The sequence below is a fragment of the Wolbachia endosymbiont (group A) of Apoderus coryli genome, from assembly GCF_947251615.1.
In the GTDB taxonomy this organism is placed as follows: Bacteria; Pseudomonadota; Alphaproteobacteria; order Rickettsiales; family Anaplasmataceae; genus Wolbachia.
In genome coordinates, this window is sequence record NZ_OX366367.1 from 422,320 (window position 1) to 447,124 (window position 24,805).

The window sequence follows — 24,805 nt, forward strand, 5'->3', positions numbered from 1 at the left end:
AAAAATGCAAAATCCATTTACAAATACAGCATTTAGCATGACGGCACTAACAAATGCGATAAATATATTGCCGATAAATTATGGACGAGTTGAAAATCTAAATTTGTTTCCAAGTAGGTCAGTAAGATTTAGACATATTACCATAGAAGAACACAACGGAGTATTAAGTTTATTACCAACGCAAGTACCAGGGGCGCCAGCAACAGTAGGAAAAAGAGGAAAAAGAAAGGTAAGAACATTTACGATTCCACATATTCCGCATGATGATGTAGTGTTACCAGAGGAAGTACAGGGAATAAGGGCATTTGGATCAGAAAGTGAACTTAAAGCGCTAGCAGACGTAATAACTGACCATTTACAGCTAATGAGAAACAAACATGCAATAACATTAGAGCATTTGCGAATGGGAGCGCTGAAGGGAATAATTTTAGATGCTGATGGGTCAGAATTATTAAATCTGTACAACGAATTTGAAATAACACCAAAAGTAGTAAATTTTGCCCTTGGAACAGCAACAACTGATGTAAAACGTAAGTGTCTGGAAGTATTGCGGCATATAGAAGATAACCTAAGTGGTGAATATATGACTGGAATTCATGCCTTGGTAAGCCCTGAGTTTTTTGATGCACTAACTTCTCATGCAAAAGTAAAAGAAGCATATGAAAGATGGCAAGAAGGAGCAGCACTTCGAAATGATATGAGGTCAGGGTTTACATTTTGTGGCATAACGTTTGAGGAATATAGAGGGCAAGCAACTGACCCTGAAGGAACGGTTAGAAGATTTATTGAGAAAGATACAGGGCACTGTTTTCCACTAGGAACAGCAAGCACGTTTACAACATATTTTGCACCAGCAGACTTTAATGAGACGGTGAATACTCTCGGACAGCCACTCTATGCAAAACAAGAGCCAAGAAGATTTGATAGAGGGACCGATTTACATACGCAGTCAAATCCTCTACCAATGTGCCACCGCCCGGCCGTTTTGGTCAAGATCGTTGCAGCATAACAATACTGGTAGAGTAACTACAAGGTGGTGAGGCACAGAACGACTCTACCGGTATGCGCTTTCTTAGCGTGTAAAGGTTAGTATATCAAAAAGAAATATGCAAGAGAATATTAAGCGATTATTAGAAGATTGTTTTGCCCATTTAGGAGAAGTGGCTTTATATAAATCAAAGGATAAGTCATATATGGTACAGGTGTTAAAGCAAGAGCCAGATAAATTATACGAGATTGGTGAAGGGCAATTTGTAGGAGAAACTTTAGTGTTGGAAATAAGTGCGTTTGATGTACTGCAGCCAATTGTAGGAGATATTTTTGTTATAGGTGACCGTAAATATAAAGTATATTCTCCACCGCTGCAAGATAATTCAGGAATGGTATGGAAAATTCGAGCGTCAGGAGTATAAATGCGTATTAACACCGGTAGTATTATACAAAGTATAGATGCTGAAAGGAAAAAAGTGGAAAAAGTGACGGTGAGTGCATTAAACAAAACAGCAATATGGCTAAAATCAAAAGCAGCTAAGGAAATTAGTGAGGAAAAGAGAATAAAATTAAGTTTGATAAGAAAGAGATTAAGAATTTTTAAAGCAAAAATAAGCAGATTAGAAGTGTTAATTAGAGCAAATCTCTACGACATTAGAGCATCGACAATTGGCAAAATACAAAAAACAAGAAGAGGATCGAAAGTAGGAAAGCATGAGTTTATAGGAGGATTTGCAGCAGTTATGCCAAAAGGAAATAGCGGTATGTTTAAACGTGAAGGAAGGGCAGCATTGCCAATAAAGGAAGTTAAGTTGCCACTCGAACCTGAGGCTTCAAGGATAATAGGGAATCTTGTTAATTATGAAGTTGAAAAGGTATTTGAAAAATATTTTATACATTACATGAGTTAAATTATATGCATGACAAAGTTCTGGAAAGATTTACATAAAGCAATTTGCAGCACACTGAAGGAAGAAATACTGGCTATACAGACATGTGAAATTTATCCAGCAATAAGGAAAGAATTAGTAGCGCCAGCGGTGTTTGTAGAACTAACAAGTTTAGAACCAGGTAAAGATGCAGGTACTGATGAATTAGCATTGAAAGCCAGGTTTGAGGCGAGGATTGTAGTTGATGGAACAGTAGAGGATTCCTCGGTAGTTGTTAGAACATTAGCTGCTGAGGTTGCGAGAGTAGTAAATAAAAATACTTGGAATGTGGAAAATGTTTCACCAGGAGAATTTATCTCTGCGGAAATTGACGGATTTAGGCCAGAGCTCGATGCATATTTAGTGTGGATGGTTGATTGGAGTCATCAGCTTCATTTAGGTAAATCAGTATGGGAAGAGGGGAAAATTAAACCACATACAATAAACGTAGGAAATATAAATGTTGGATCATAGTTTTGCGATTTCAGAGCTGAATAGGAAGCTAGCAAACGTTATTCGTATAGGAATTGTAAAAGAAATAGATTATGAAAAAGCAAAAGTAAGAGTGAAAATAGGAGAATTTTTAACAGATTATTTACCGTGGATAACAAGTAAAGCAGGAAAAGATAGAGATTGGTCTCCGCCAGATATTGATGAACAGGTTATGATATTTTCTCCTCTTGGTGAACTATCATTAGGAGTGGTATTAGGAGGAATATATCAGGAAAAATACCCTGCACCAGAGAATAAAAAAGAAATAAATAGTGTGAAGTTTCAAGATGGAACAAGATTGTTATATGATAAGGAAAAACATCATTTAGAGATTGAAGTAGTAGATAAAATAACACTGAAAGCTGGGGAATCGAGCATAGAAATGACAAAAAGTGGAATAAAACTGAAAGCAGAAAGGATCTACTTAAATTGAACAAAGGAATAGTGAGGTTAGGAGACTACTGTGGAGAAGCTATACCACATTTCTGCATTAGCGGAAGTAATAATGTTTTTGTAAACGGTAAGTCAATGTGTAGACAAGGAGACAGTTTTAGTGAAGGAAGAGCATTAACTGAAGGATCAAAAACAGTGTTTGCAAATGGTCTTGGTGTAGGAAGAGTAGGAGATATAGTTTCATGTGGGTTTAAAGTAATAAAAGGCAGTGAAAGCGTCTTTGCAAAATAGAAATGAAGGGTATGGATGCTAAAACAGGAAAAACGTTAGAAGGAATAGAGCACTTAAAGCAGTCGATAATTGATATACTGACCACTCCTATTAACAGTAGAATAATGAGGAGAGATTATGGCTCAAGATTATTTGAATTAGTGGATAAACCAATCAGTAGAGATTTTACTTTGAAGATCTATGCAGCAACAGCAGAAGCACTGGGGAAATTTGAGAAGAGATTTAAGTTAGAAAAAGTAAAGATTGCTGAAGCTAAAGAAGGAAAAATGACTCTTGTACTTGAAGGTATGTATCTTTCAGAAGGCAAGTTCATAAATATTAGTGGAGTAGTTGTTTAGAAATGCAAACATCTAATATTATTGAAAAACTAAGCTATGAGGAAATATTTTCGAGAATGAAAGAAGAGTTAGTAAATCGAGACACAAGTTTTACAGCATTAGTTGAAAGTGATCCAGCGATAAAGATTCTGGAGGTGGCAGCATGGAGAGAGTTGTTACTCAGAGAAAGAATAAATGAAGCTGTAAAAAGTAATTTACTAAAATTTGCAACGGGAGAAGATCTTGGTAATTTAGCTGAATTTTATGGAGTAGAGAGAGAAAAAGAAGAAGAGGACGAACGATTTAGAAAAAGAATAAAAGCAAAAATAAAAGGCTGGAGTACAGGAGGAAGTAAAGAGTATTATCGTTATCAGGCACTGTCAGCAGATAGTAGAGTAAAAGATGCATTAGTAGAATCACCTATACCAGGGAAAGTACAAATTTCAATCTTATCAACACAATTATCCACAACTGGCATAGTGTCAGAAGAACTACTAGAAATTGTAAAAAAGCAGGTTACTAGAGATGATATAAGGGTTTTAACAGATACGATAACAGTAATTGGTTGCAATATTACGGAAATAGATATTCACAGCAGAATGAGCATGAGTCCTGTAATATCAGAGGAAGAAATCAAGAAGCAGTTTATTAAGAAGTTTGAATTAGCAAAAAGATTAGGGTGGAGTGTAACAAGATCATGGATAATAGCGAATCTATTTGTAGATGGTGTAGAAAATGTGGAATTGATCGAGCCAAGAGAGGATGTTGTGGTTCTGGGAAATGAATCTGCAAATTTGAAAAATTTAAAGATTGAGTTGAATTAATGTTATTGCCACCAAATGCAACAAAACAGGAAAAAGCGCTAGTAGATGCGATAGATTATAAGGTTGATCCAAGCTGTATTAGAGGATTTAAATTTAGATTGGAAGAAGAAACATTGCCGTGGATAATAGAAGAATATGGTTTAGAAGAAATACTACGCTGGGTAAAAGATAGAAGAAAAGCAGTAGTAGAAGGAGTAAAATTTCAAAGACTGCGAGGAACACCTAAATCACTTAAAATAGCACTCAAGTGGGCAAATATAGAAGACATTACAATCATCGAAGAACCACCCGGTAAACACTTTTTTGAGTTGCAAGTAGGGATAAAAGAGGTACCAAATGACTTCTTCGTAGATGCAGTAGTAGAGCTGGCAAAACTATCACTGCCTGTAAGATCGAGGTTGATGAGGATTTTTAACGATTATTATAATGTGCAGAGATTTATATTGGATGAGAGTTTATTTGGAGATCTTCTTTCTGATTATTCAGGGGTAAAAATAGAAAAAGATGGACCAGTGTTATCATTTGGGAGAGTAAATTTTTTCAGGTCTAGTGGTCCAGTTATTAGGATTATAGAAAACTATCTACGCGATCATTATGAACGAGCTTTAAGCAATGATATATATCGCCTAGATGTAGCAATACTTGGAGAAACCGAGCCTCACACAAAGAATTATAACGGTATTTATGAAAGAAATCATGTGTGGTATAACTTCAAAGCGCTATATCCGCTACCACAGAGCTTATTACCTGAGATTAAGTTTGCGAAAGCGCAGATAGTATTATCAGATAGCTGGAACTTGGGGGAAATAAACGCATGTTTTCCAGTTGGTAGTGTGGAAGAAAAAGGAAGTAAATTTTTACTAGGAAGTAGCAAACTATCTGAACAACTGTGGAATTTAAAATACAAGCCAATTTTAGAAAGGTTTAGCGTTACTCACCACTACAAAGTAGAAGATTTTACCAACCAGAAAGTTATAAGATTTGGTGTGGCAGAACACTATGTTCATTTTGAAAACAATTTAGATTTAAAGCAAAAGGACGCAATACACGAGTTAGAAAGTTACATTTTGGTATTTTACCCAGGCGTACTAACGTGGCACGAACATCGACATTTGAACAGAAGTTGGAAAAATAGTCAAGTAATATCTATAATAAGTTAAGTACTTATATTTATATCCTCATATATTATGTTAATAATAGGTAAAAGTGTATGAAATAAAAAGAAAAAGACTTGCTTTCTCATGCTAAAACGGACATGACTTGAATAGCAGCAGGTAAACATAAGAAATTTGTCTGGCGCTAGAAAAGCTAATTTTGTGAGGTATGCAATGGGGTTCAACGAAGAAAAGAGAGAATCTTTTAGTAAGTTTTTTAAAGAAGTATCAAGTAACGGATTTAAAAATATTAATAAAAGAAATGAAGAAGGAGAGACGATATTACACCAAGCAGTAGAAATCTCTGATTACAAAACAGTAAGGTTATTAATAAATAAAGGAGCAAATGTTAATGCAAGAGATAAAAAGGGTTATACACCACTACACTGTGCAGTATTTGCGAAAAGCTTAGAAAATGTAAAAGTACTGCTAAGGGAAGGAGCAGAAGTAAATGCCACTCAATATGTCAGTGGATGTACGCCATTGCACTCTGCATGCAAAATAGGAGGAGCAGGAATTGAAATAATAAAAGAGCTAGTAAAGGCCGGAGCTGAAGTTAATCAACTGAATAAGTACGGTGCAACACCAATGTATTACATATGGGAAAGTGAAAAGTATCGTCTATGTGATAGCAAAGAGAGTGAAAAGGCAAGTAAATTCTTAAGAGAACAAGGAGGAATAACAAAAAGTAGAGAACTGACGTGCTATGGAATAGAGATGCTAGTGAGAGAAATAGCAGACATGTTGAATAGGAGCTATTTACCTGAGTTAAAAATAATAGAGATAGGAGAAATAAGGAAGAAAGATAAGTCACTAATAAAGGAAGAATGTAAAAATTTAGCAAGCAAGATAATGAGCCAAGTGAACGAAATGATAGATGAAGTGTTGAAGGCAGACTTAAGCAAGATGTGGTGAGGAGGGAGCTCAAAAAAAAGAGTTTGGTTGCGAAAATTTCAAAGGGAAAGTGAGGTATGTTATGTCAAGGAAAGAAGCAAGGAATGTTTTTGATAGGTTATTGAAAGCATTATCAGAAAACAGGTTTCAACAAATAAATGAAAAAGACGCAGCAGGTTGCACAATATTGCACCGAGCAGCACAGGTGTCAGAGCCAGAAGTAATAAAGTTATTAATAGAAAAAGGAGCAGGTACAAACGATAGAAACAATAGAGGCGAGACACCGTTGCACCTAGCAGCGTTTTTAGGAAGAAGAAAAAATGTGAAAGTGCTGATAGAAGGAGGAGCTACAGTAAATGCAAAATCAAACAATAAAGCAGTACCACTACACTTAGCCTGTTTAGCAAGAAGAATAGGAACAATAGAAGAGCTGATAAATGCAGGAGGAGATCTTGATACAGTAGATAAATTTGGATGTAGCCCACTAAACTATGCAAAAATTTACCCGAAAGTGACAAGTTATCTAGAAAAGAAGGGAGTGAATATGAGAGATGTAGAAGTGATGTATGGAGAAGCAAACAAGGCAATAGAGGAGGTAATGGAGAAACGAAACGTAAATGAATTACAACTAGAGGAGGTAGATTTAACAGATTAAGCATATAGATTTATATCTTAATATAATATGTGGAAAAAATGTGTAAATTTAGCAAAAAAAACTTGCTTTTTATGCCAAAACAGCCCTAAGTGAAAAAGTAGCTGGTAAATAAACAAGATTTGCTAAGCGCTAAAGTGAGCCAAATTGGAGCCACTTTATATTGCATTAATAGCTGAGGAAAGTTATGGTAAAATTTAGTCAGAAAGAAAGAGAAGAGTTTAATAAGGCGTGGAAAGAAGTATTAGATAACTCAATAGAAGATATTAATAAAAAAGACACAAAAGGAAGGACGATACTACATTACGCGGTGGGAATGCCAGATCCAAAAAAAGTGAAATTATTAATCAAAAAGGGAGCAGATGTAGATGCAGCAGATGCCGGGAAATATAGACCACTACACCTAGCAGTGATGGGGCAACGTCTAGAAAATATAAAAGAGCTGATAAAGGCAGGAGTCGATGTAAACGCAGTGGAACGAAGTAGCAAATTTGCTCCGTTGCATCTTGCCTGCATGGTGGCAGAGATAAAAATAGTAGAAGAGCTAGTAAAAGCGGGAGGGAATGTAGAGCAAAAGGATAAATCTGGCAAAACGCCAATGGATTATGCGAGAAATAGTAAAGAGATAAAAGAAGTGTTAGAGAACGTAAAAATGGCAAATAAGCAGAGAGAGTTTATAGAAAGAGTAAGGGTTGTATCGGAAAGCACGGCAGCAGGTGTGATAGTGGCAAAGGAGGAGCTAGAAACTGTGGATGAAAAAGTGCTATAGCGTTTTTAAAAATTCAGAAGTGCTGTGTTTGAAAAGGTGATTATATGGAAAAAAAAGTAGAAAAAGAGGTAAAATGTTTAGAGAAAAAAGCGTTGGAAGAGCTGAGGAAAATATGGAAGAAGGTATTTGAGGAAGAGGCACCTAGATACTCAAAGAAATATCTGATACCAAGATTGGCGTATAGGATACAGGAGAAAGCGTATGGAGAAATGTCAAGAAAAGGTGCCAAAAGACTGGAATACCTAGCAGATTGGCTAGAGAAGGGAAAAAGAATAAGTAGCGATAAACTGCCAGCAGTGGGAACAGAGCTGATATTAGAAAGGGGTGAAGAAACGCATGCAATAATGGTAGTGGATACAGGATTGATCTACAGAGAAGAATTTTACACGTCATTATCAGCAGTGGCAGGAAAAATAATGGGAATGAGCTACAACGGACCTTTATTATTCGGGATGCGTGATAAAAGTGGAAATTGAGGAGAGAGAATGCTAAAAGAGGTAAGGTGTGCGATATATACAAGAAAATCAAATGAGGATGGGCTAGAACAAAAGTTTAATAGTCTTGATGCGCAGCGAGTAGCATGTGAAAAGTACATAAAGAGCAGAGAAGGGTGGGTAGTATTGCCCAAAAGGTACGATGATGGCGGATTTTCAGGAAAAAATTTAGAAAGATCAGCAATAAGGGAGTTGTTTGAAGATGTAAAGGCAGGAGAAGTGGACTGTGTGGTAGTATATACGCTAGACAGGTTATCAAGGGAAACAAAGGACAGCATCGAAGTAACGTCATTTTTTAGAAGGCACCGAGTAAATTTTGTAGCAGTAACGCAGATATTTGACAATAATACGCCAATGGGAAAGTTTGTACAAACAGTGTTATCAGGAGCAGCACAACTAGAAAGAGAGATGATTGTAGAGAGAGTAAAAAATAAAATAGCAACATCAAAAGAGCAAGGATTATGGATGGGAGGAACTTTGCCATTTGGGTATGATGTAAAAGATAAAGAGTTAATAATAAATGAGAAAGAAGCAAAAACAGTAAAGCATATATTTGAAAGATATTTGGAGCTGAAGTCAATGGCAGAGTTGGCAAGAGAGTTAAACAGAGAAGGATACCGAACAAAATCAGATATCTTTAAAAAGGCAACGGTGAGGAGAATAATAACAAATCCAATATATGTGGGAAAGATAAGACATTATGAGAAAGAGTATGAAGGAAAGCATGAAGCAATAATAGAGGAAGAAAAATGGCAAAAAGCACAAGAATTAATAAGGAATCAGCCATATAGAAAAGCAAAATATGAGGAAGCGCTGCTTAGAGGAATAATTAAGTGCAAGAACTGCGGTGTAAATATGACGCTGACATACTCAAAAAAGGAGAATAAAAGGTACCGATATTATGTGTGCAATAACCATTTAAGGGGGAAGGATTGTGGATCAGTGAACCGAACAATAGTAGCAGGAGAAGTAGAAAAAGAAGTAATGAAGAGAGCGGAGCAGCTATATGAAAATTGGAAAGAAAAGACCGAAGAAAAATGGAAAAATTTAAGTTTTAGAAGACAGAAAGAAGTAGTGAAAAAGTTAATAAAGGGAGTGATGGTAAAAGAAGATGAAATAGAAGTGTGTTTAGAGGATAAGGTGGAATTTATACCAATGTGGTTAAAAAAGAAAGGAAAGAAATGCACAGTAATAGAACCAGAAGGCAAAACAAACAATGCGCTACTGAAAGGAGTGGTAAGAGCCCACCTATGGAAACGGCAACTAGAAGAAGGGAAATATGCAAGTGTAGGAGAACTGAGTGCCAAAATTAATATAGGTACAAGACGTATACAGCAAATTTTAAGGTTAAATTATTTAGCACCAAAGATTAAGGAAGACATAGTGAATGGGAGACAGCCAAGAGATTTGAAGTTGGTTGACTTGAGAGAAATACCAATGCTATGGAGTGAGCAGATGGATAAGTTTTACAAATTGGTGCCTTAATTAAGCAATTAATAAGTTATTAATGTAACTAATTTATAAAATTAAATGTTGTAGAGAAAGAAATATGATGCCAAAGTTCAAAAAGACCAAGAACGAAAAAAATATAACCTATAAGCTGGCAGGTGATCAGGATAATTTTACAAATGAAGATAAAAAAAAGCTTTTCAAGCTATTAAAGAAGATAGAAAACGGTGAAAATATTAGTGAGAAATTTAATAAATCTAATTACAACATACAGAAACTTCTTACAAAAAAAATAATTTACAAGGATGAGGAAAAGGAAGGGACTCTGACGCTACTGTGCCAATCTATGTTCTATAAAAATAATCAAGCTTTTGAGGAGCTTTTACAAGAAGCAATAAATCAAGGAATTTTACAGGATGTTCTTAGTGAGAAATTGACCCAAAAATTGCCAAATGGTCTAACAATAACTTACACGGCACTGGTATCCTGCATGGAAAATAGTAAAGCTATTAGAACAGTTCTAGAAGCTTCTAAAAAGAATGGTATTTTAGAAGAAATTCTCAACCAGAAAGTGAAAGTGGAGAAAGCAGAAAACCAAGAAATAAGCTATACACTACTTGACTATGCTAATAAACACAATTGCAAAGAAAGTGCAAAGATCCTCAAGGAATTTGAAGAAATTCTAAATATAGAAGTTAAAAATGATATGCCTGTAAGTGATAATGCTGAAACTAGATGTGAAGATGTCAATAAAGACTATGAAATACATGAATCTAGGATTGTAAGCAGTGAAGAAGCTCGAAATATTTTAATAGAAAGTGAAAATCCTCTCATGTGTGAAAGCAACAAAGAAGCTGAGAACTCTTTCGATGAGCAAGAGCTAAACGCTTCTGACAACCTATTTCCCAAACTATGTTGTGACATCGATGCTGCAGGCAAAGAGAAAGAACCATTAACGATTGCAAAACAGCAAAAAGAGGCAATTACAATTGATTTAGAATCAAAAGAGAAACTTATGCGTGACTTAGTATATGAGGAAGAATGTAAAGATAATCTGAATACATCGACTATAGAGCATAAAAGTGCTGTTGACTTTGTACCTTTAATAGGAGATTATGAAGATGACAATCAATTAATATACGAAAAAAGTACCACTGCTTCAACAGAAACTGTTGCACAAGGTCTAAATGCCTCTGATAGCCTTTCTTCTTCCAAACCATATTTTTATAGTGAATTTGGCAAAGGAAATACTGCAGATGAAAAAGAAAAACTGCTAATACAACAAAGACAGGCAATCGTGGTCGGTAGTGCTGGTGTAGTGTTACTGGTAAGCAGCATTGCATTGTATATCATGAAAATGCCTGTAGTAGTAGCAGTTGTGGGAATAGCTGGATTGGCGTGTATAGGTTTTGCGCTGTATAATGCCATAAAGCCCGGCACAAAGCTAGAAAAAGTGGAAGATATAGAACAACCAATTGTTAAGTTTTCTTTAAACCAGATATAAATTCAAAAGAGTGGTAGAATATTCATGATCACCAAGCAAAAACTTTAAAAAACGAAATAAGATAATCTATTTAGAAGAATCTCTGAATTATTATGGAATCACTGAATATTTAAGTAACATCTCTCGCTATTTTTTCTTGAACATTGCTATTTTCAAGGGAACTTGAAGGCCTGCTATGGCAATATACAATTGTAGCGGCAACCAGACAACAAGCTCCAACTGCTATTCCCACTGCTAACATTTCTAAATAAACTGCAATAGCTATTCCTGTAGCAACTCCGGTTATTGCTAACATAGAAGCAGCTATCACAGGCAACTTACTTTTTGCATCTTGTGGAGCAGGGTTGTTTTTGTTTGGATAACTAGGTTGTTTGCTGTTGCCTTGAGCATTTTTTGACACAGGTTCAGTAGGCTGAACAAGAGCTTGTTTTTTCTCATCACCCTCAACACCTGTATTGCTAGGCTTGCTGTCAACAACTAAAGTTTTTGGTTGCGTGTTTTGCATAGCAGCATCATCTTGGTGCTCTTCAGGCATGACTTTATCATGTTCACCATCATTTTGGCTGCCTTGTGTAATTACTACAGACTCTTTTCCATCACTTCTAGATGTCGAAACATCCTCACTTACAGAACTTGATACTGTAGGTACTGTTAAATTTTGCTGATCATCTTGCTCGTCATTTAGGTTATCAGGCTCGGATTTAGATTCTTCAGTGGCCATTGAAGGCATTTTTGACGCTATTGCAGTAGCTACAGACCCTATTGTTTCAATTACAGATATTCCTACTTCATTAATTTCTTCAAATGGATAATTAATACTAGAACCTGAAGAATCCCCAGCAGACTTATCACTTTCAAGCTTAGAATAACCATCATCCTCAGAATTCGGTGAATCTGATTCACTTTCTTTAAGCTCTACCACAGGGACTTCTTGGCTACCTGCAGCAGCACCAATACTTTTACTTTCTACTGCAAGAAATTCTCTGATTTCTTTAATCTTATTTTTAGACTCTTGATCTTTCTTCCCAACTTGTGTCTCACCAGCTTTCTTCAAAGCCCAATTAATGATTTGTTCTGCATTATTGTCCTCTTGCTTTATCCGTTCTACTAAACATTTTACTGCTTGAGAATCAAGACTGAAGATAGCATCAGACAACTCTTTTCTTGTATTTTGGTCACTACTATGCATTCTATCCTCCTTAAAATTATCACTTATAAGCCCCATTATTGAAACCACCATGCCATCTAGTATATCACTTTCTCCCTTTTGTGCAAGAACATCTTTTGTTATAACTGGAATTTCTAATTCATCTGCAACGTTATTACTTCTTTTTCGTATTATAAAAGTTCCAGGAGTTTGGTACATTTCATCCCACAAATCTTGACGTTCATGACAGGAACATTCTTGCATATCAATGGAAAATTGTAGAATATTTCTAATTTGCATTAAACTGAATATTAGATCAATATTCTTTTGACGTTTATTGTTTTTTGGATCTTTAGTGTATTCATCATATGCTATGTAAGCAGTCTGAGCTAATCCATTTACAATACCTGGCAAATAGCTGTAATTATATTCACGTAAAGCTTCAGATTGTAATAATTTATTTTCCTTTTCCAGGTCTTCTATGCGCTTTTCTATGCTAGATTTAAAAATCCCACACTCCTCTTGAAAAATTACGTTAATTGCACCCTCTTCTGTGTATAAGTAACATACTTCCTTGACTAAGGAGTAATCTTCTTGGCCTGTTGAGTAGTGTGTTGCACTTCTCAGTATATTCCGTATGGCTTGCCTGACTACTTGCTTATGTGATACGTTTTGATAGATTTTTTTAGTGTAAGAAAGTACATTGACTATAACGTTTATGTTTTCAATATTAGACAATGCAACTAGAACCGATTCATATGTTTCATCAAATTCGTTATTTTTAAGTTTATGATCAAGATAATTAATAACATCATTGACGCTTTCAGCACATTCTTTGCATATGTACTCAATAAATGTAACATTGCCAGCATCCAATGCGGTTTTCAGAATTAAATCATAAATTTCTTTTCTGCCACGAGTTCCTATGTTTTTCAGGATCTGTTGCCTTAGTATTGTAATAACTTTATCATCTGTAAATGCTTGTTTATATACATTATAAATGGCACGATCTGCACTATTAGTGTATCGTTTACACAAGTATTCAACGACAGATATGTGTTCTTGGCTTATCGCAGTTTCTAACAAAGTAACAAAACTGTTTTTTAACAGATCTTTTTTATCCGGATTATTAATATATCCTTCAAACGCACCTAGCACTATCACGATAAATTCTTCATTTTCGATCAGAGATGCTGTTTCAAGCACACCATACAAAGGATCAGGATTACTTGTTTTTAATACTTGTTCAAGATCTTTTAAGATGAATTCAACAAAAACTGTGTCTAATAAATTTCGTTCTTTTCTTAATGCTATAGCTGAGAAGAAGCCAATCTTATTAGGTTCAATAAATTGTATGGCTTGATCTTTTAATCCTCTATAAATCCAATCGGTACCATGGAATTTTCCTATAAAAGCTTCAATATATTTTTGACCACCAACAAGTAAAGGTAAAAGACTCAAATTTCCTTCAGCAAAAAGTATGCCCTGATATTGTTCTATCAGCTTATTATTAGCTGCAATTGCCATTAATACCAATTCTTTTACTAAATAATCACACTTGAAATTCTCCTGATCAAAATTATACTGTGATAGTATATTTGAGTATATATGCTGGTGATCGCTTCTACCTCGTAAATCTAAGTTAAGTTGTTGCTCACAAAAACTCTTTAAATTTACATTATCCAGAATAATAGACCTGCCTTCATAATTTTCAATATTTTGTACAACCCTGTCTAATTCTTCACAATCATCTTCCCTTATAGCTTGATTTAAGATATTTATTATTTTAGTTAAAGTTAAATTTTTAGGAATAATGTCATATGAATCTTCATCTTTCGACTCTACAGTAAATGATCTATCACAACCATCAGGAAAGTTTGTAAGTATTGCATTCTCTAGACTCAGATCTTCAGGGAGTGTATCACATAGATTAGCTTGTATCTCTTGATTTTCGCCATCTAAAACTTCAAACTCTTCCTTTTCTTTGATGCCTTAATCTCCAGAATAGCGACGATCTTTGGTTATTTCTTGATTTTCTTCTGTGCCCAAATTAACACAACTTAAATCTAGAGAGTCAGTTTGATTAACCATATCTTATCTCCTACTAATAACCAATTAAGTATAGCGCCAAACAATAATCTTGCCAAGCAAATCATTAATTCCTTGACAAATAGGCTATCATTATCATCCATCTCTCCGCCTTCCACGATACAAGCAATATTTTTTGAATGAGCATTTTTTAGGTAAAATATTGCAATAACTAGTAGCAACAACAATTTAATTATTTACTTGTCCAAAAATCTAAAAAAGTACGTATATTTGTGAGAATAAGTTGCACAAAAACAGGGTTATGAAAATAAGAGCCTGGAATTTTTGCAACAAAGTTAGGCAAGCCAGTTCGTACGCAGATTTAGAGAAAGTGAGCCAATATAGCTAATTTTAGCGTATAATAAAATCACCATATAAAAAAGTTCGCACGAATCAAGCGGTAGACCAACCCATTCCAAAACAAACAGTTCTCGCGCTAGCTGCTTTTTGTTGCTGGAAATGGTTGTATCAATTAAGTTTTTATTGAAAATTACTAGTAAATTAATAGTGATTTCGCAAAAAAGTTAAGGCAATTTTGATGATTAATCTTTTATAGAAAAATGTTGCTTTATGAAAATATTCAAGTAATTATATATACAGTAGTGTTTCGTTAGCTTAAGCGATATGACAATGTAGGAGGACTTATAATGCTATTTGATTCAGGGGCTGTTTGTGAAGATTCTTTAACACATCAAAATGTTGAAAATCTTCTACTCAAAGAGAGTAATATATGTAATCTAGAAAAAACAGGTAAGAAAAGTAGTAAATCAGCAGCAATTAGTGTTGCTAGAATCGGTGCAAGTGTTGGAAAAAAAACTGCTACAAGAAGTTCTCCTTATGCAAGGGAGACTAAAACTCGAGTTAAAAATCTTCCACCCGAAAGAAATGGTACACGTAATCTAGATTTAAACAGAGTAAGTAAGGAAAATATTGAACCAGCAGAAATTAGTGTTGCTAGAATCGATGCAAATGCTGAAAAAAAAGCTACTGCAAGAAATCGTCCTTACAGAAAGAGGTCTGGAACTCAAGTGGAAGAAAATCTTGTATTTCCTAAAAGAGTAAAAACCTTGTTAGTTCGTGCAGGAGGTTCTAATTCAATAATAGGGGATCAAAATGAACTTAAAGTCCATCAAGTAGGAGCTGAGTTAGATAAAGCAAGTAACTTACTTGAAAAGAAACAAAATAGCTTTGACAACCAAGCCATTCAACCGGAAGAAAGTAAGACAAAAATAGAGGGAGCTCAGAAAGAGATTTTAGATGAACGAGATCAGCTAGCGCGAGAATTGGAGGGAAGTAGCAATGCTGCTATGAAATTGAATAATAAAGTGGAAGAGATTTCAGATGAAAAAGATCAGCTAGCGCGAGAATTGGAGGGAAGTACCAATGTTGCTGTGGAGTTGAATAATGAAGTGGAAGAGATTTCAGATGAAAAAGATCAGCTAGCGCGAGAATTGGAGGGAAGTACCAATGCTGCTATGGAGTTGAATAATAAGTTGAATAATAAAGTGAAAGGGTTGGAGGAAAAGAATGATCAAGTTAATGAGCTTAATGAAAAAGTTTTCTCAATTGAGGCAGAAAGAAACACCATGGAAGATCAGATCACGAAGATGCAAAATGAGCTAGCAAGAAAGGATGAGAAAATTAATGGGCTTAAAGAGGAAAGAACCGACCTGAGTAATCAAGTTGTTCAGCTTCAAAAAGATAAAAATGATGAACTTAACAAAAACTATATGGTACAGAGCCTTTATGTAGCTAACATTGAAGGCTTGGCTGGTCAAAATAGTCAACAAATTGAGCAGTTCACACAATATAAAGAACAAATAGAAGCTTGTGTAGAGGAGCAGTTAGCACGAAAGGAAAGTGAAATTGGTAGGCTTAATGATCAGGTCAGTAGAAGCAATCAGCACATTGAGCAGCTTAAACAAGATAAAAATAAAAAAGAGGAAGAGCTTTTAGAGGCACAAGCAGAAGTGAAAAATCTGGCTAGTCGTTTCAATGAGCAACGGATAGCCCCTTTAGATGAACAAAATAAAGTTAAGGAGTTGAATGATAAGGTTAATTCAATAACCAATGAAAGAAACAGTTTAAATAGTCAAAACACTTTGTTAACGAGAACAAAAAGACAAATAGAAACTCAGTTGCTTGAGAAGAATAAGGAATTTGATGAGCTTAAAAAAGAAAGAGATAGCCTAACTAATCAGGTTCAAGAAAAGAAAAATGAACTCAGTGCGAAAGAGGAAGAATTTTCAAAAGTACAAAAGCAGGTTGTTCAGCTTAAAAAAGGTAAAGAAGAACTAGAAGCTCAATTGTTGGAGAAGGGTAAGAGATTTGATGAGCTTGAAAAGGACAAAGGTATCTTAACTAATGAAATTCAAGAAAAGGACAAAGGGCTTGATGAAAAAGAGGAAAAACTCAATAAAGCTAGAGAGGAAGCAAAGGAATTAGAAGCTCAGTTAAAGAGTAAGGATGAAGAAGTTAGCAAGCTTAAAGAGGAGAATGAAAGAAAAATTGCTAAGCTTATTAAGCAAGAGAAAAATCTAAATAGTCAAATCGATTCTTTAACTCAGGAAAGAGACATCCTAAGTAACAGAGTTGAAGAAATGAAAAGGAAGAATAAGGAATTTGATGAGCTTAAAAAAGAAAGAGATAGCCTAACTAATCAGGTTCAAGAAAAGAAAAATGAACTCAGTGCGAAAGAGGAAGAATTTTCAAAAGTACAAAAGCAGGTTGTTCAGCTTAAAAAAGGTAAAGAAGAACTAGAAGCTCAATTGTTGGAGAAGGGTAAGAGATTTGATGAGCTTGAAAAGGACAAAGGTATCTTAACTAATGAAATTCAAGAAAAGGACAAAGGGCTTGATGAAAAAGAGGAAAAACTCAATAAAGCTAGAGAGGAAGCAAAGGAATTAGAAGCTCAGTTAAAGAGTAAGGATGAAGAAGTTAGCAAGCTTAAAGAGGAGAATGAAAGAAAAATTGCTAAGCTTATTAAGCAAGAGAAAAATCTAAATAGTCAAATCGATTCTTTAACTCAGGAAAGAGACACCCTAAGTAACAGAGTTGAAGAAATGAAAAGAGAGCTCAGTGTAAAAGGGATAGAGCTTTCAGAAGTACAAACAAATGTGCAAGATCTAACTTATAAGGTTAATCAGAAGGATCAGCAATTAGAGCAGGTAGTGAGAGAGGAGCAGAGATTAGAAGCAAAGTTTCGGAGTTTAAATGAAAAGTATTCAGAAGTAAAAAACAAAGATAGGGAGTATATTGAAAATTTAACTCGTAAACTAAGACAAGCTGAAAGTGAGTTTATCGATAATGAAAATAAGCTGAGTGACCAAATAGAAAAATTGAAGGAAGAAAAGGAAATTTTACTTGAACAGTTAAGGGCGAAAAGTACAGGTTCAGCATCGTTCAAAAAGCAACAATCAAAAATAGATAGCATTAAACAACAGCTTAAGGAAAAGGAAGAACCGAAGTCTGTCAGAAATCTAGAGCAGTTGCAGAACATATCAGGGCAGAATAAAATTGAAACTACAGTGCCTGAAAATAGTGCAGAAAGTGAACTTAATTCTACTCAGTTGACAGAATTTGAAGGAAATAACACACATGTACAAGCTTCTGCTACACCTGCTGCAACGGTAACTTCAATGAATGTAAAAAATATAGAAAAAGCTCCTGTTATGCTGGAAACTCCACCTGATAAAAGTGGAAGTCAAAAACTTGTTTCTGTTCAACAAGAAATGTCTTCGGTAGCTAACGAAAGCTCTGGACAAGTGAATAGTTCTCAAACCAATGGCATGCAGCCTAATAATTCAAGCAATGGAAGTATTCTTGTAACACAAAGCGTACAAAAAAATAAGTGGCCTACCACAGCTACATGGACATTAGCGATAGCTGGAGTGCTTGCAGGAATTGCTGCATCAGTTGCATATTTTGCTTTCAGTGCTAGTTTGCTGGTAACAGGAGTAATAGCAGGTGTTGGAGCTTGTTGTCTGGTTGCTGCTGCAATTGTATATTATTGTAATAAACCTTCAAGTTCACTTGAAAAGAGTAGCATCGATAAAGTTGCAGTCAATGGATATACTGCAGCAGCAAGTTGTGGATAAATACAGTGGTCTATTATTGAATAATTTGCTATAGTTATTCAATTATTAATAAATGAAAGCTTGGTAGACCATGCCATCCCAAAGAAAAGTGTTCTCACGGCCCTTGGTTTTAAATGCTGGAAATGGATATATTATTTAAATTATTAGCGATATATAATATTAAATTAGTAGATACTGTCTCTCACGTCAACTGATTATTTCACTAAATCACCATTAAATGGTTGATTGTTTTTTAAAACACCAAAAACTACATGCATTAATTTTCTCATTAATGCGACAATTATTACCATTGGACATTTCCTTTGTTTGCTAAACGTTGGCAAAATTTTTGAAAGTGAGAATTACGATTCTTGACTACTATAGCTGGCATATAAAGAGTTTTGCGAATACGTTCCGACCCTATTTTACATATTCTACTTTTTTTACTTACAGATGAACCTGATTGGTAATGTTCAGGATTTAGACCAGCAAAGGCTGTAAATTGTCTAGCATTATCAAAATTATCAACAGGTGGCATTTCTGCAACGATAGCAACAGCAGTAAGATATCCTATACCTTTTACAGTCTTGATGTTTTCTATCATATTTTTTAGGTGTGAATGGTTATTAACATGCTCACAAATTTCTTTTTCTATAGCAGAAATTTCTGTTTCTATTGTAGCAACTACCTCAAGTATGGCTTGCTTACAACGGGAATCCATATTTTTATTTTCCAAGCGATTCATCTGTTGTAACTTGTCGTCTTTAAGTGCTTGCAAACAACGATAGAGATCTCTTAAACGCTTGACTTCAGTAGGCGCAGGTTTCCAAAGATTAGGTTTATTAGCAATACAAAACCTAGCAATCATGGCAGCATCTGACTTATCTGTTTTGTTTCTCAATAGCTCACTTTTGCCAAAAGCCTTGATTTGAGCAGGGTTTACCACACTTACATTATGTCCAAGATCATACATAAAATAACTATATCTTCACTGTAACAACCGGTCGCTTCTAGGCACAGATGAATAAGGACTGCTCCGTGATTATTACACCAAGCTACAAGCTTTTCAAAACCTTCCTTGTTATTGTGAAAAACTTTATGTCGTTCTTTGTTGTCTATCAATAAACAAGCATCTAGTTTCTTTTTAGAAATGTCTACACCTAAAATAACATTTGCTTGCATAAACCAGCCTCCAAAACTATAAATAAAGTTGAGAGTTAGACTAACCTTGTGATACGGGATATAATTCCAAAGATACTGTTCTGTCTTTTAACTCTATATGGGAAGGGAGGAAAATCTTTTTGTCAGCCTTTTTGGCATAAGTAATTTATCGGCTTCACCTTCCCTGCAAGACATTTTAGCTACAATGCCCTACTCCTTGAAGATACAAGTAACTTGCTTTAATAATTTTTGTTGCTATATATAGTATAGGTTTAATATAGTAGGTTTGATATGTTGGAATTAAGTAAAGTAACAGGTCCATCATCTGATGGTGCTGCTCGGGAAAGCTGTGTTACTAGAGAACCTATTTCCATTTTTAGTCAGATAAGAAATGCAAAGGATGAGGAGAAAAAAAAGAAGCTTAATCAACTTTTAGAAATGCTAAGGAAGGAATTGCCTGAGGGCTTTAAAATAGGAGCTGCTGTAGGTAAAGGAGATTGCTTTTTTGATTCCGTGGCTCAAGGATTGAGTGAGCTAAAAAAAAGAAGGCTGATTCAAAATGATGAAGATTTTAATGTAAAGTTGTTGAGAGAAGGTTGTGCAAATTATGCTAACGAATACAAAGATGAAATTATAAAGGATGCAGGAGACTACTTTGTTCCACAGGAGAATGTTGCTTTTCCTAGTCTTGGTCATATTGAAGATGAAAAAGGGAACAAAGTTCCAGACAAGAAAAAGACTTTTGATAAGTATTTAAGAAGTATCAAAAAGACAGCTAAAGAAGGTGATGCTATATGGGGAAGACCTGAGATTGAAGGAAAAATGATATGTGAAAAGTATAGCGTAAAAATTAGGAGTATAGAATTGAGAGATGAAGGGATAGGTGGATTACATGTCACTAAAGGTGATGTAGGTACAGGTAATAATATCATTTATATAGTGAATTACAGGAGCCATTTTGTACCACTTCTTAGTAATATTGAAAAAGATATAAAGAGAGGCATTGGAGAAAATGAACCAAGACTTGATGCTTCTCAAAACCTAGAAATTTTCTCTTCAAATATGAATACAAAAATAGAACTTGCGCAAGCAAGTCAACTGGTAACTAAATATCCTATAAAACGGAAGTTGGATACAGAGGAAAATGATCCTACAGGCAAAAAGCGACGTCGCAGTAATAGCTTTAGTTTAGGCGATAATAATCTTGCAGTTTATAAGCGTGAAGGAGAAATACATACCCTACTTGAAATTTTTGTTGAGAAATTTGTTGAGAAATTTCAAGAAAAACTAAAAGATTACTCTAGTAGAATAATTGAAAAGAAAGAAAAACAGTCGAGCATATTATCAAAATTAATTTCACTAGGATTTGTAGGAGGAGGAATAAAAGCAGCAACGTCAGTAGCATCATCTGGGTTATCTCGTACATCATCTGCCGCAGCTAGTTCAATAGCATTGTTAAGTTCGGGTATTATTGATAGCCTTGCAAATAGATGTATTCAAGTTTTTCAAAATCAAGGTGCTGGAATGGTTGCCAGGAATACAATGAATTTTCAAGTTAGTAAATCTCAATTTAGAGAGGTGTTGGTCAGGGCTAGCATCGATGTTTTTAGAAATTATGAGAATCAGTATCTAAAAATGATTTCCAAGAAAGAATTAGGTGAGAAGCTAGGGATGGAGGTTTTAGCACAAGTTGCCGTTCAAAGAGCAATAACAAAGACAATCATGATGTTGATATAGTGGCTGCAGCCTGCAACATTATACTAAAAAAGATAAAGGAACAAGGAGATTTAGGAATTGAAGCATTGGAAGTAATTGAAATCATGGCTTACCTTGATTCTGACGGGGTTTTTATAGAAGAAATTTTTCCTAAATTAGCATCAAATAAAAAAGAGGAATTATGGAGTAGTATTGAATTACTTGAGAAATATTCTCTAATTAATTTAAAATGTGGGCAGTTAAGCACTAGCAAGTTGGTTCAAGAAGCAATAAAGTTAAAGTTAAGAAGAGAAGGTAGGGAAAAGGAAGTTTTAAAGAAAGTTCTACAATTAAAAATTAATATTGCTGACACAAGTCAAGCTAATAGCATTGCGTCTATTTGGAGCTGCTATGTAAGTGAATGTGAGGAATTTCTTACCCAATTTAATAGATTTAGCAATGAAGACCGTAACAGTTTATTAAGCTTGCTTATAGCTCATGGTCAACCTCAGGCTGCAGAAAGGATACTACGCGACGTAGATGATGACATATTGAAAGGAATTACAAATATTGTTGATAAGAAGACTGGTAATACTTTTCTGCACCTTGTTGCTGCACATAATGCACTAGATATAGTAAAATACTTGATAGATGAAAAGGAAGTCAATTTTAATATTAGAAACATTAATCACATTTCACCTTTTATATCTGCTACTTGTAATAATGCACTAGATGTAGTGAAATACTTGATAGAAAACAAAAATGCTGCCGATCTTGAAGATTCAACCTATTTTACTATTCTGAATAGTGCTGCTTATAATAATGCACTGGATGTAATAAAATACTTGGTAGAAGATAAAAATGTTATCAGTTTTAACAGCTCATACTATGTTATATTTCCTCTGCATAATGCTACTTGTAATAATGCACTGGATGTAGTAAAATACTTGATAGAAGATAAAGGTGCTGTCAAACTTAATAACTCATACTATTATGTTTCTCTTCTGAGCTTAGCTGCTTATAATAATGCACTAAGTGTAATGAAATATTTAATAGAAAAAACAGCAAACAGTTCTAACGTTTCAATTTATGATATTATGAAGTTTAATTTCTTAGCTGCTTGTAAGAATGCACCAGGTATAATAAAATATTTGACGGAAGAGAAACATATAATCAATCTTCAGAGCTTATATGAAGGTAAGATTTTTCTGGAAGTTGCTGCTTATAATAATGCGCTAGATGTAGTAAAGTACTTGATAGATAAAGGAGTAGATTTTAATGCCAAAAACCACAATGGTGAAACTTTCTTATACTTTTCTATTATGAATAATATATCAAATGTGGTCAAGTACTTGATAGAAGACAAAAATGTGGTTGACCTTAAGGAGCAAGGTAAGACTCTTTTAAGCTTGGCTACTAAAAATAATGCACTGGGTGTAGTAAAATACTTGATAGATAAAGGAGTGGATTTTAATGCTAAAGACTACAATGGTGAAACTCTCTTATACTTTTCTGTTATGAATAACATATCAAGTGTAGTGCAGTACTTAATAGAAGACAAAAATGCGATCGATCTTAATAACGATGGCATGGCTCTTCTGCGCTTAGCTGCTGAAAATGATTCACTGGATGTAGTAAAGTATTTGATAGAAGACAAAAATGTGGTTGACTTTAAGGAGCAAGGTAAGACTCTTTTAAGCTTGGCTATTAAAAATAATACACTGGGTGTAGTAAAATACTTGATAGATAAAGGAGTGGATTTTAATGCTAAAGACTACAATGGTGAAACTCTCTTATACTTTTCTGTTATGAATAACATATCAAGTGTAGTGCAGTACTTAATAGAAGACAAAAATGCGATCGATCTTAATAACGATGGCATGGCTCTTCTGCGCTTAGCTGCTGAAAATGATTCACTGGATGTAGTAAAGTATTTGATAGAAGACAAAGATGTGGTTGACCTTAAGGAGCAAGGTAAGACTCTTTTAAGCTTGGCTACTAAAAATAATGCACTGGGTGTAGTAAAATACTTGATAGAAGACAAAAATGCGATCGATCTTAATAACGATGGCATGGCTCTTCTGCGCTCAGCTGCTGAAAATGATTCACTAGATATAGTGAAGTGCTTGATAGATAAGAAAGTTGATTTTAGTGCCAAGTATGATGATGGTAACACTCTTCTGCATGTGGCTATTGAGAGCGATGCAATAGCTGTAGTGAAATATTTGATAGAAGAGAGAAAAGAGATTGGTCTTGAGAAGAACCCAAGTGATACTAATTTATTTCTGGATTTAGCTATTCAAAGTCCTGCTTTAAACGTTGTAAAATATTTGATAGAAGAGAAAAAAGTGATCGATCTTAAGAAGAACCCAGGTGATGCTAAGGCTCTTTTGAATTTAGCTGTTGAGAGTCAGGGTGGAAGTGTTGCAGGATATCTTATAGAAGTGGTCGACCTTGAGAAGAACTTAGGTGATGCTAGGGCTCTTTTTATCTTAGCTATCGAGAATGACTTGGCAAGTATAGTAGAACGTTTGGTAAATGTAGTTGATCTCAATAACCAAGATGATGTTAAGACTTTTCTGGATTCAGCTCTTAGGAATGATGCATCAAATGTAGTAGAATACTTAGTAAAAGATAAAGGTGTTATCGATCTTAATAACTCAAATGACACTAAGGGTCTTCTGGAATCAGCTGTTAAAAGTGATGCATTAGATGTAGTAACATATTTGATAGAAAATGAAAAAATAGTCGATCTTGAGAACCAAGATAGTGTTAAGGATCTTCTGTGTTATGCTATTGAATATGCTGTACCAAATGTGGTAAGGTACTTGGCAGATAGGAAAGTTAATTTTATTACCACACATGATTATAGCAAGGTTTTTCTAGATTTAGCTCAGAAAAAATTAGCTAAAGACCAAGAAAATGCGGATCTAAAGGAGATTGTAAATTTACTTCGTGATAAAATAAATAGTCATATGTATAATGCTGAGTTAAAAGAAGGGAAGCAAGCTCCATTTGAAACTAATGATGAAATAGATGATAACCCTGAAACTTATTTCGGTGATGCAACAATAGATAATCAACTAGCAAGATCACCTAACTTTTGTAACCGTTCACGGAGATAAGGTGGTTTACAAAGTAAGTATAAAAGTGTAAAGAGATAGGAAGCTAAATATGGAATGGGTAAATGACAACAGTGCTGCAAGAAAAGGTTGTAGCAGAAAACGCTAATCTCAAGGAAGAAATAAAAGCACTGATCAGAGAAAATGATAGCTTGAAAGCAAAAATAGTTGAATTAGAAGACAAATTGGGCTTAAATTCGCAAAATTCATCGCTGCCACCATCACGGGATATATATCGTAAGAAAGCAAAAAAGAAAAGTGATAAAAAACCAGGAGGTCAGCCAGGACATAAGGTGCATAAGCGTGAATTAATGGCTGCAGACAAGGTAGTGATACCAATCTCCACTAATAGATAGACAAATAG

21 protein-coding genes and 1 pseudogene are annotated in these 24,805 nt (G+C 34.7%); 19 read left to right on the plus strand and 3 right to left on the minus strand.

Annotated elements, in window-relative coordinates:
- The first annotated feature begins 4 nt into the window (after positions 1-4).
- The 15 genes from OPR43_RS02235 (at position 5) to OPR43_RS02305 (ending at position 11,152) form a co-directional block, all read left to right on the plus strand.
- Entirely contained in the window at positions 5-1,009 is a 1,005-nt protein-coding gene (locus OPR43_RS02235) for a major capsid protein (RefSeq protein WP_019236398.1), read from the plus strand.
- 97 nt (positions 1,010-1,106) lie between these two features.
- The gene (locus OPR43_RS02240; RefSeq protein WP_015588264.1) at positions 1,107-1,412 is read left to right on the plus strand and encodes a head-tail joining protein; all 306 of its coding nucleotides are present in this window, start codon (positions 1,107-1,109) and stop codon (positions 1,410-1,412) included.
- Positions 1,413-1,901 (plus strand): phage tail protein, encoded by a 489-nt coding sequence (locus tag OPR43_RS02245; RefSeq protein WP_265035282.1) that lies wholly within the window; start codon positions 1,413-1,415, stop codon positions 1,899-1,901.
- Positions 1,902-1,910: 9 nt separating this feature from the next.
- Entirely contained in the window at positions 1,911-2,393 is a 483-nt protein-coding gene (locus OPR43_RS02250; protein ID WP_015588266.1) for a hypothetical protein, read from the plus strand.
- Complete coding sequence (locus OPR43_RS02255) at positions 2,380-2,844, plus strand: phage baseplate assembly protein V (protein WP_265035284.1); 465 nt, start codon at positions 2,380-2,382, stop codon at positions 2,842-2,844. The genes OPR43_RS02250 and OPR43_RS02255 overlap by 14 nt, the downstream gene beginning before the upstream one ends.
- On the plus strand, positions 2,841-3,095 hold the full coding sequence (locus tag OPR43_RS02260; RefSeq protein WP_015588268.1) for a PAAR domain-containing protein: 255 nt from the start codon (positions 2,841-2,843) through the stop codon (positions 3,093-3,095). Before OPR43_RS02255 ends, OPR43_RS02260 begins: the two co-directional genes overlap by 4 nt.
- Positions 3,096-3,097: 2 nt before the next feature.
- A complete protein-coding gene (locus OPR43_RS02265; protein ID WP_015588269.1) occupies positions 3,098-3,433 on the plus strand; it encodes a GPW/gp25 family protein in 336 nt (111 codons plus the stop codon).
- A gap of 2 nt (positions 3,434-3,435) precedes the next feature.
- Complete coding sequence (locus tag OPR43_RS02270; RefSeq protein WP_108784551.1) at positions 3,436-4,236, plus strand: baseplate assembly protein; 801 nt, start codon at positions 3,436-3,438, stop codon at positions 4,234-4,236.
- Positions 4,236-5,396 carry a phage tail protein gene (locus OPR43_RS02275; RefSeq protein WP_265035286.1) on the plus strand — a complete coding sequence of 387 codons (1,161 nt, stop codon included), beginning with the start codon at positions 4,236-4,238 and terminating at the stop codon, positions 5,394-5,396. The genes OPR43_RS02270 and OPR43_RS02275 overlap by 1 nt, the downstream gene beginning before the upstream one ends.
- Positions 5,397-5,564: 168 nt before the next feature.
- Positions 5,565-6,305, plus strand: coding sequence for an ankyrin repeat domain-containing protein (locus OPR43_RS02280; protein WP_265029654.1), 741 nt, complete (start codon positions 5,565-5,567; stop codon positions 6,303-6,305).
- A 61-nt stretch (positions 6,306-6,366) separates the two neighbouring features.
- Entirely contained in the window at positions 6,367-6,939 is a 573-nt protein-coding gene (locus tag OPR43_RS02285) for an ankyrin repeat domain-containing protein (RefSeq protein ID WP_264377815.1), read from the plus strand.
- 184 nt (positions 6,940-7,123) lie between these two features.
- Positions 7,124-7,705: an ankyrin repeat domain-containing protein gene (locus OPR43_RS02290; RefSeq protein WP_320157055.1), complete on the plus strand. Its 582-nt coding sequence runs from the start codon at positions 7,124-7,126 to the stop codon at positions 7,703-7,705.
- Positions 7,706-7,749: 44 nt separating this feature from the next.
- Entirely contained in the window at positions 7,750-8,181 is a 432-nt protein-coding gene (locus OPR43_RS02295; RefSeq protein WP_265035288.1) for a DUF2924 domain-containing protein, read from the plus strand.
- A 9-nt stretch (positions 8,182-8,190) separates the two neighbouring features.
- Positions 8,191-9,684, plus strand: coding sequence for a recombinase family protein (locus OPR43_RS02300; protein ID WP_265035290.1), 1,494 nt, complete (start codon positions 8,191-8,193; stop codon positions 9,682-9,684).
- 64 nt (positions 9,685-9,748) lie between these two features.
- The gene (locus OPR43_RS02305) at positions 9,749-11,152 is read left to right on the plus strand and encodes a WD_0033/WD_0034 family tandem repeat-containing protein (RefSeq protein ID WP_265035292.1); all 1,404 of its coding nucleotides are present in this window, start codon (positions 9,749-9,751) and stop codon (positions 11,150-11,152) included.
- 109 nt (positions 11,153-11,261) lie between these two features.
- Here OPR43_RS02305 and OPR43_RS02310 read toward each other — a convergent pair whose 3' ends face one another.
- Together OPR43_RS02310 and OPR43_RS02315 are read right to left on the minus strand one after the other, a co-directional pair.
- On the minus strand, positions 11,262-14,288 hold the full coding sequence (locus OPR43_RS02310) for a host RNA manipulator TomO (protein ID WP_458694438.1): 3,027 nt from the start codon (positions 14,286-14,288) through the stop codon (positions 11,262-11,264).
- A 77-nt stretch (positions 14,289-14,365) separates the two neighbouring features.
- Positions 14,366-14,575 carry a hypothetical protein gene (locus OPR43_RS02315; RefSeq protein WP_209473065.1) on the minus strand — a complete coding sequence of 70 codons (210 nt, stop codon included), beginning with the start codon at positions 14,573-14,575 and terminating at the stop codon, positions 14,366-14,368.
- A 459-nt stretch (positions 14,576-15,034) separates the two neighbouring features.
- Between OPR43_RS02315 and OPR43_RS02320 the strand changes: the two genes are divergently transcribed.
- Positions 15,035-18,484 carry a TomO hydrophobic C-terminal domain-containing protein gene (locus OPR43_RS02320; protein WP_265035295.1) on the plus strand — a complete coding sequence of 1,150 codons (3,450 nt, stop codon included), beginning with the start codon at positions 15,035-15,037 and terminating at the stop codon, positions 18,482-18,484.
- Between the two features lie 194 nt (positions 18,485-18,678).
- Here the strand turns inward: OPR43_RS02320 and OPR43_RS02325 are convergent.
- Positions 18,679-19,645, minus strand: a pseudogene (locus OPR43_RS02325) (IS110 family transposase).
- Between the two features lie 270 nt (positions 19,646-19,915).
- On the opposite strand from OPR43_RS02325, the gene OPR43_RS02335 reads away from it, so the two are divergent.
- The 3 genes from OPR43_RS02335 to OPR43_RS02345 all read left to right on the plus strand — a co-directional run bounded on the left by OPR43_RS02335 (position 19,916) and on the right by OPR43_RS02345 (position 24,797).
- On the plus strand, positions 19,916-21,361 hold the full coding sequence (locus OPR43_RS02335) for an OTU domain-containing protein (protein ID WP_265035301.1): 1,446 nt from the start codon (positions 19,916-19,918) through the stop codon (positions 21,359-21,361).
- Positions 21,361-24,444 carry an ankyrin repeat domain-containing protein gene (locus OPR43_RS02340; protein ID WP_265035303.1) on the plus strand — a complete coding sequence of 1,028 codons (3,084 nt, stop codon included), beginning with the start codon at positions 21,361-21,363 and terminating at the stop codon, positions 24,442-24,444. Before OPR43_RS02335 ends, OPR43_RS02340 begins: the two co-directional genes overlap by 1 nt.
- A gap of 62 nt (positions 24,445-24,506) precedes the next feature.
- Positions 24,507-24,797: a DUF6444 domain-containing protein gene (locus OPR43_RS02345; RefSeq protein WP_265035305.1), complete on the plus strand. Its 291-nt coding sequence runs from the start codon at positions 24,507-24,509 to the stop codon at positions 24,795-24,797.
- Positions 24,798-24,805: the final 8 nt, after the last annotated feature.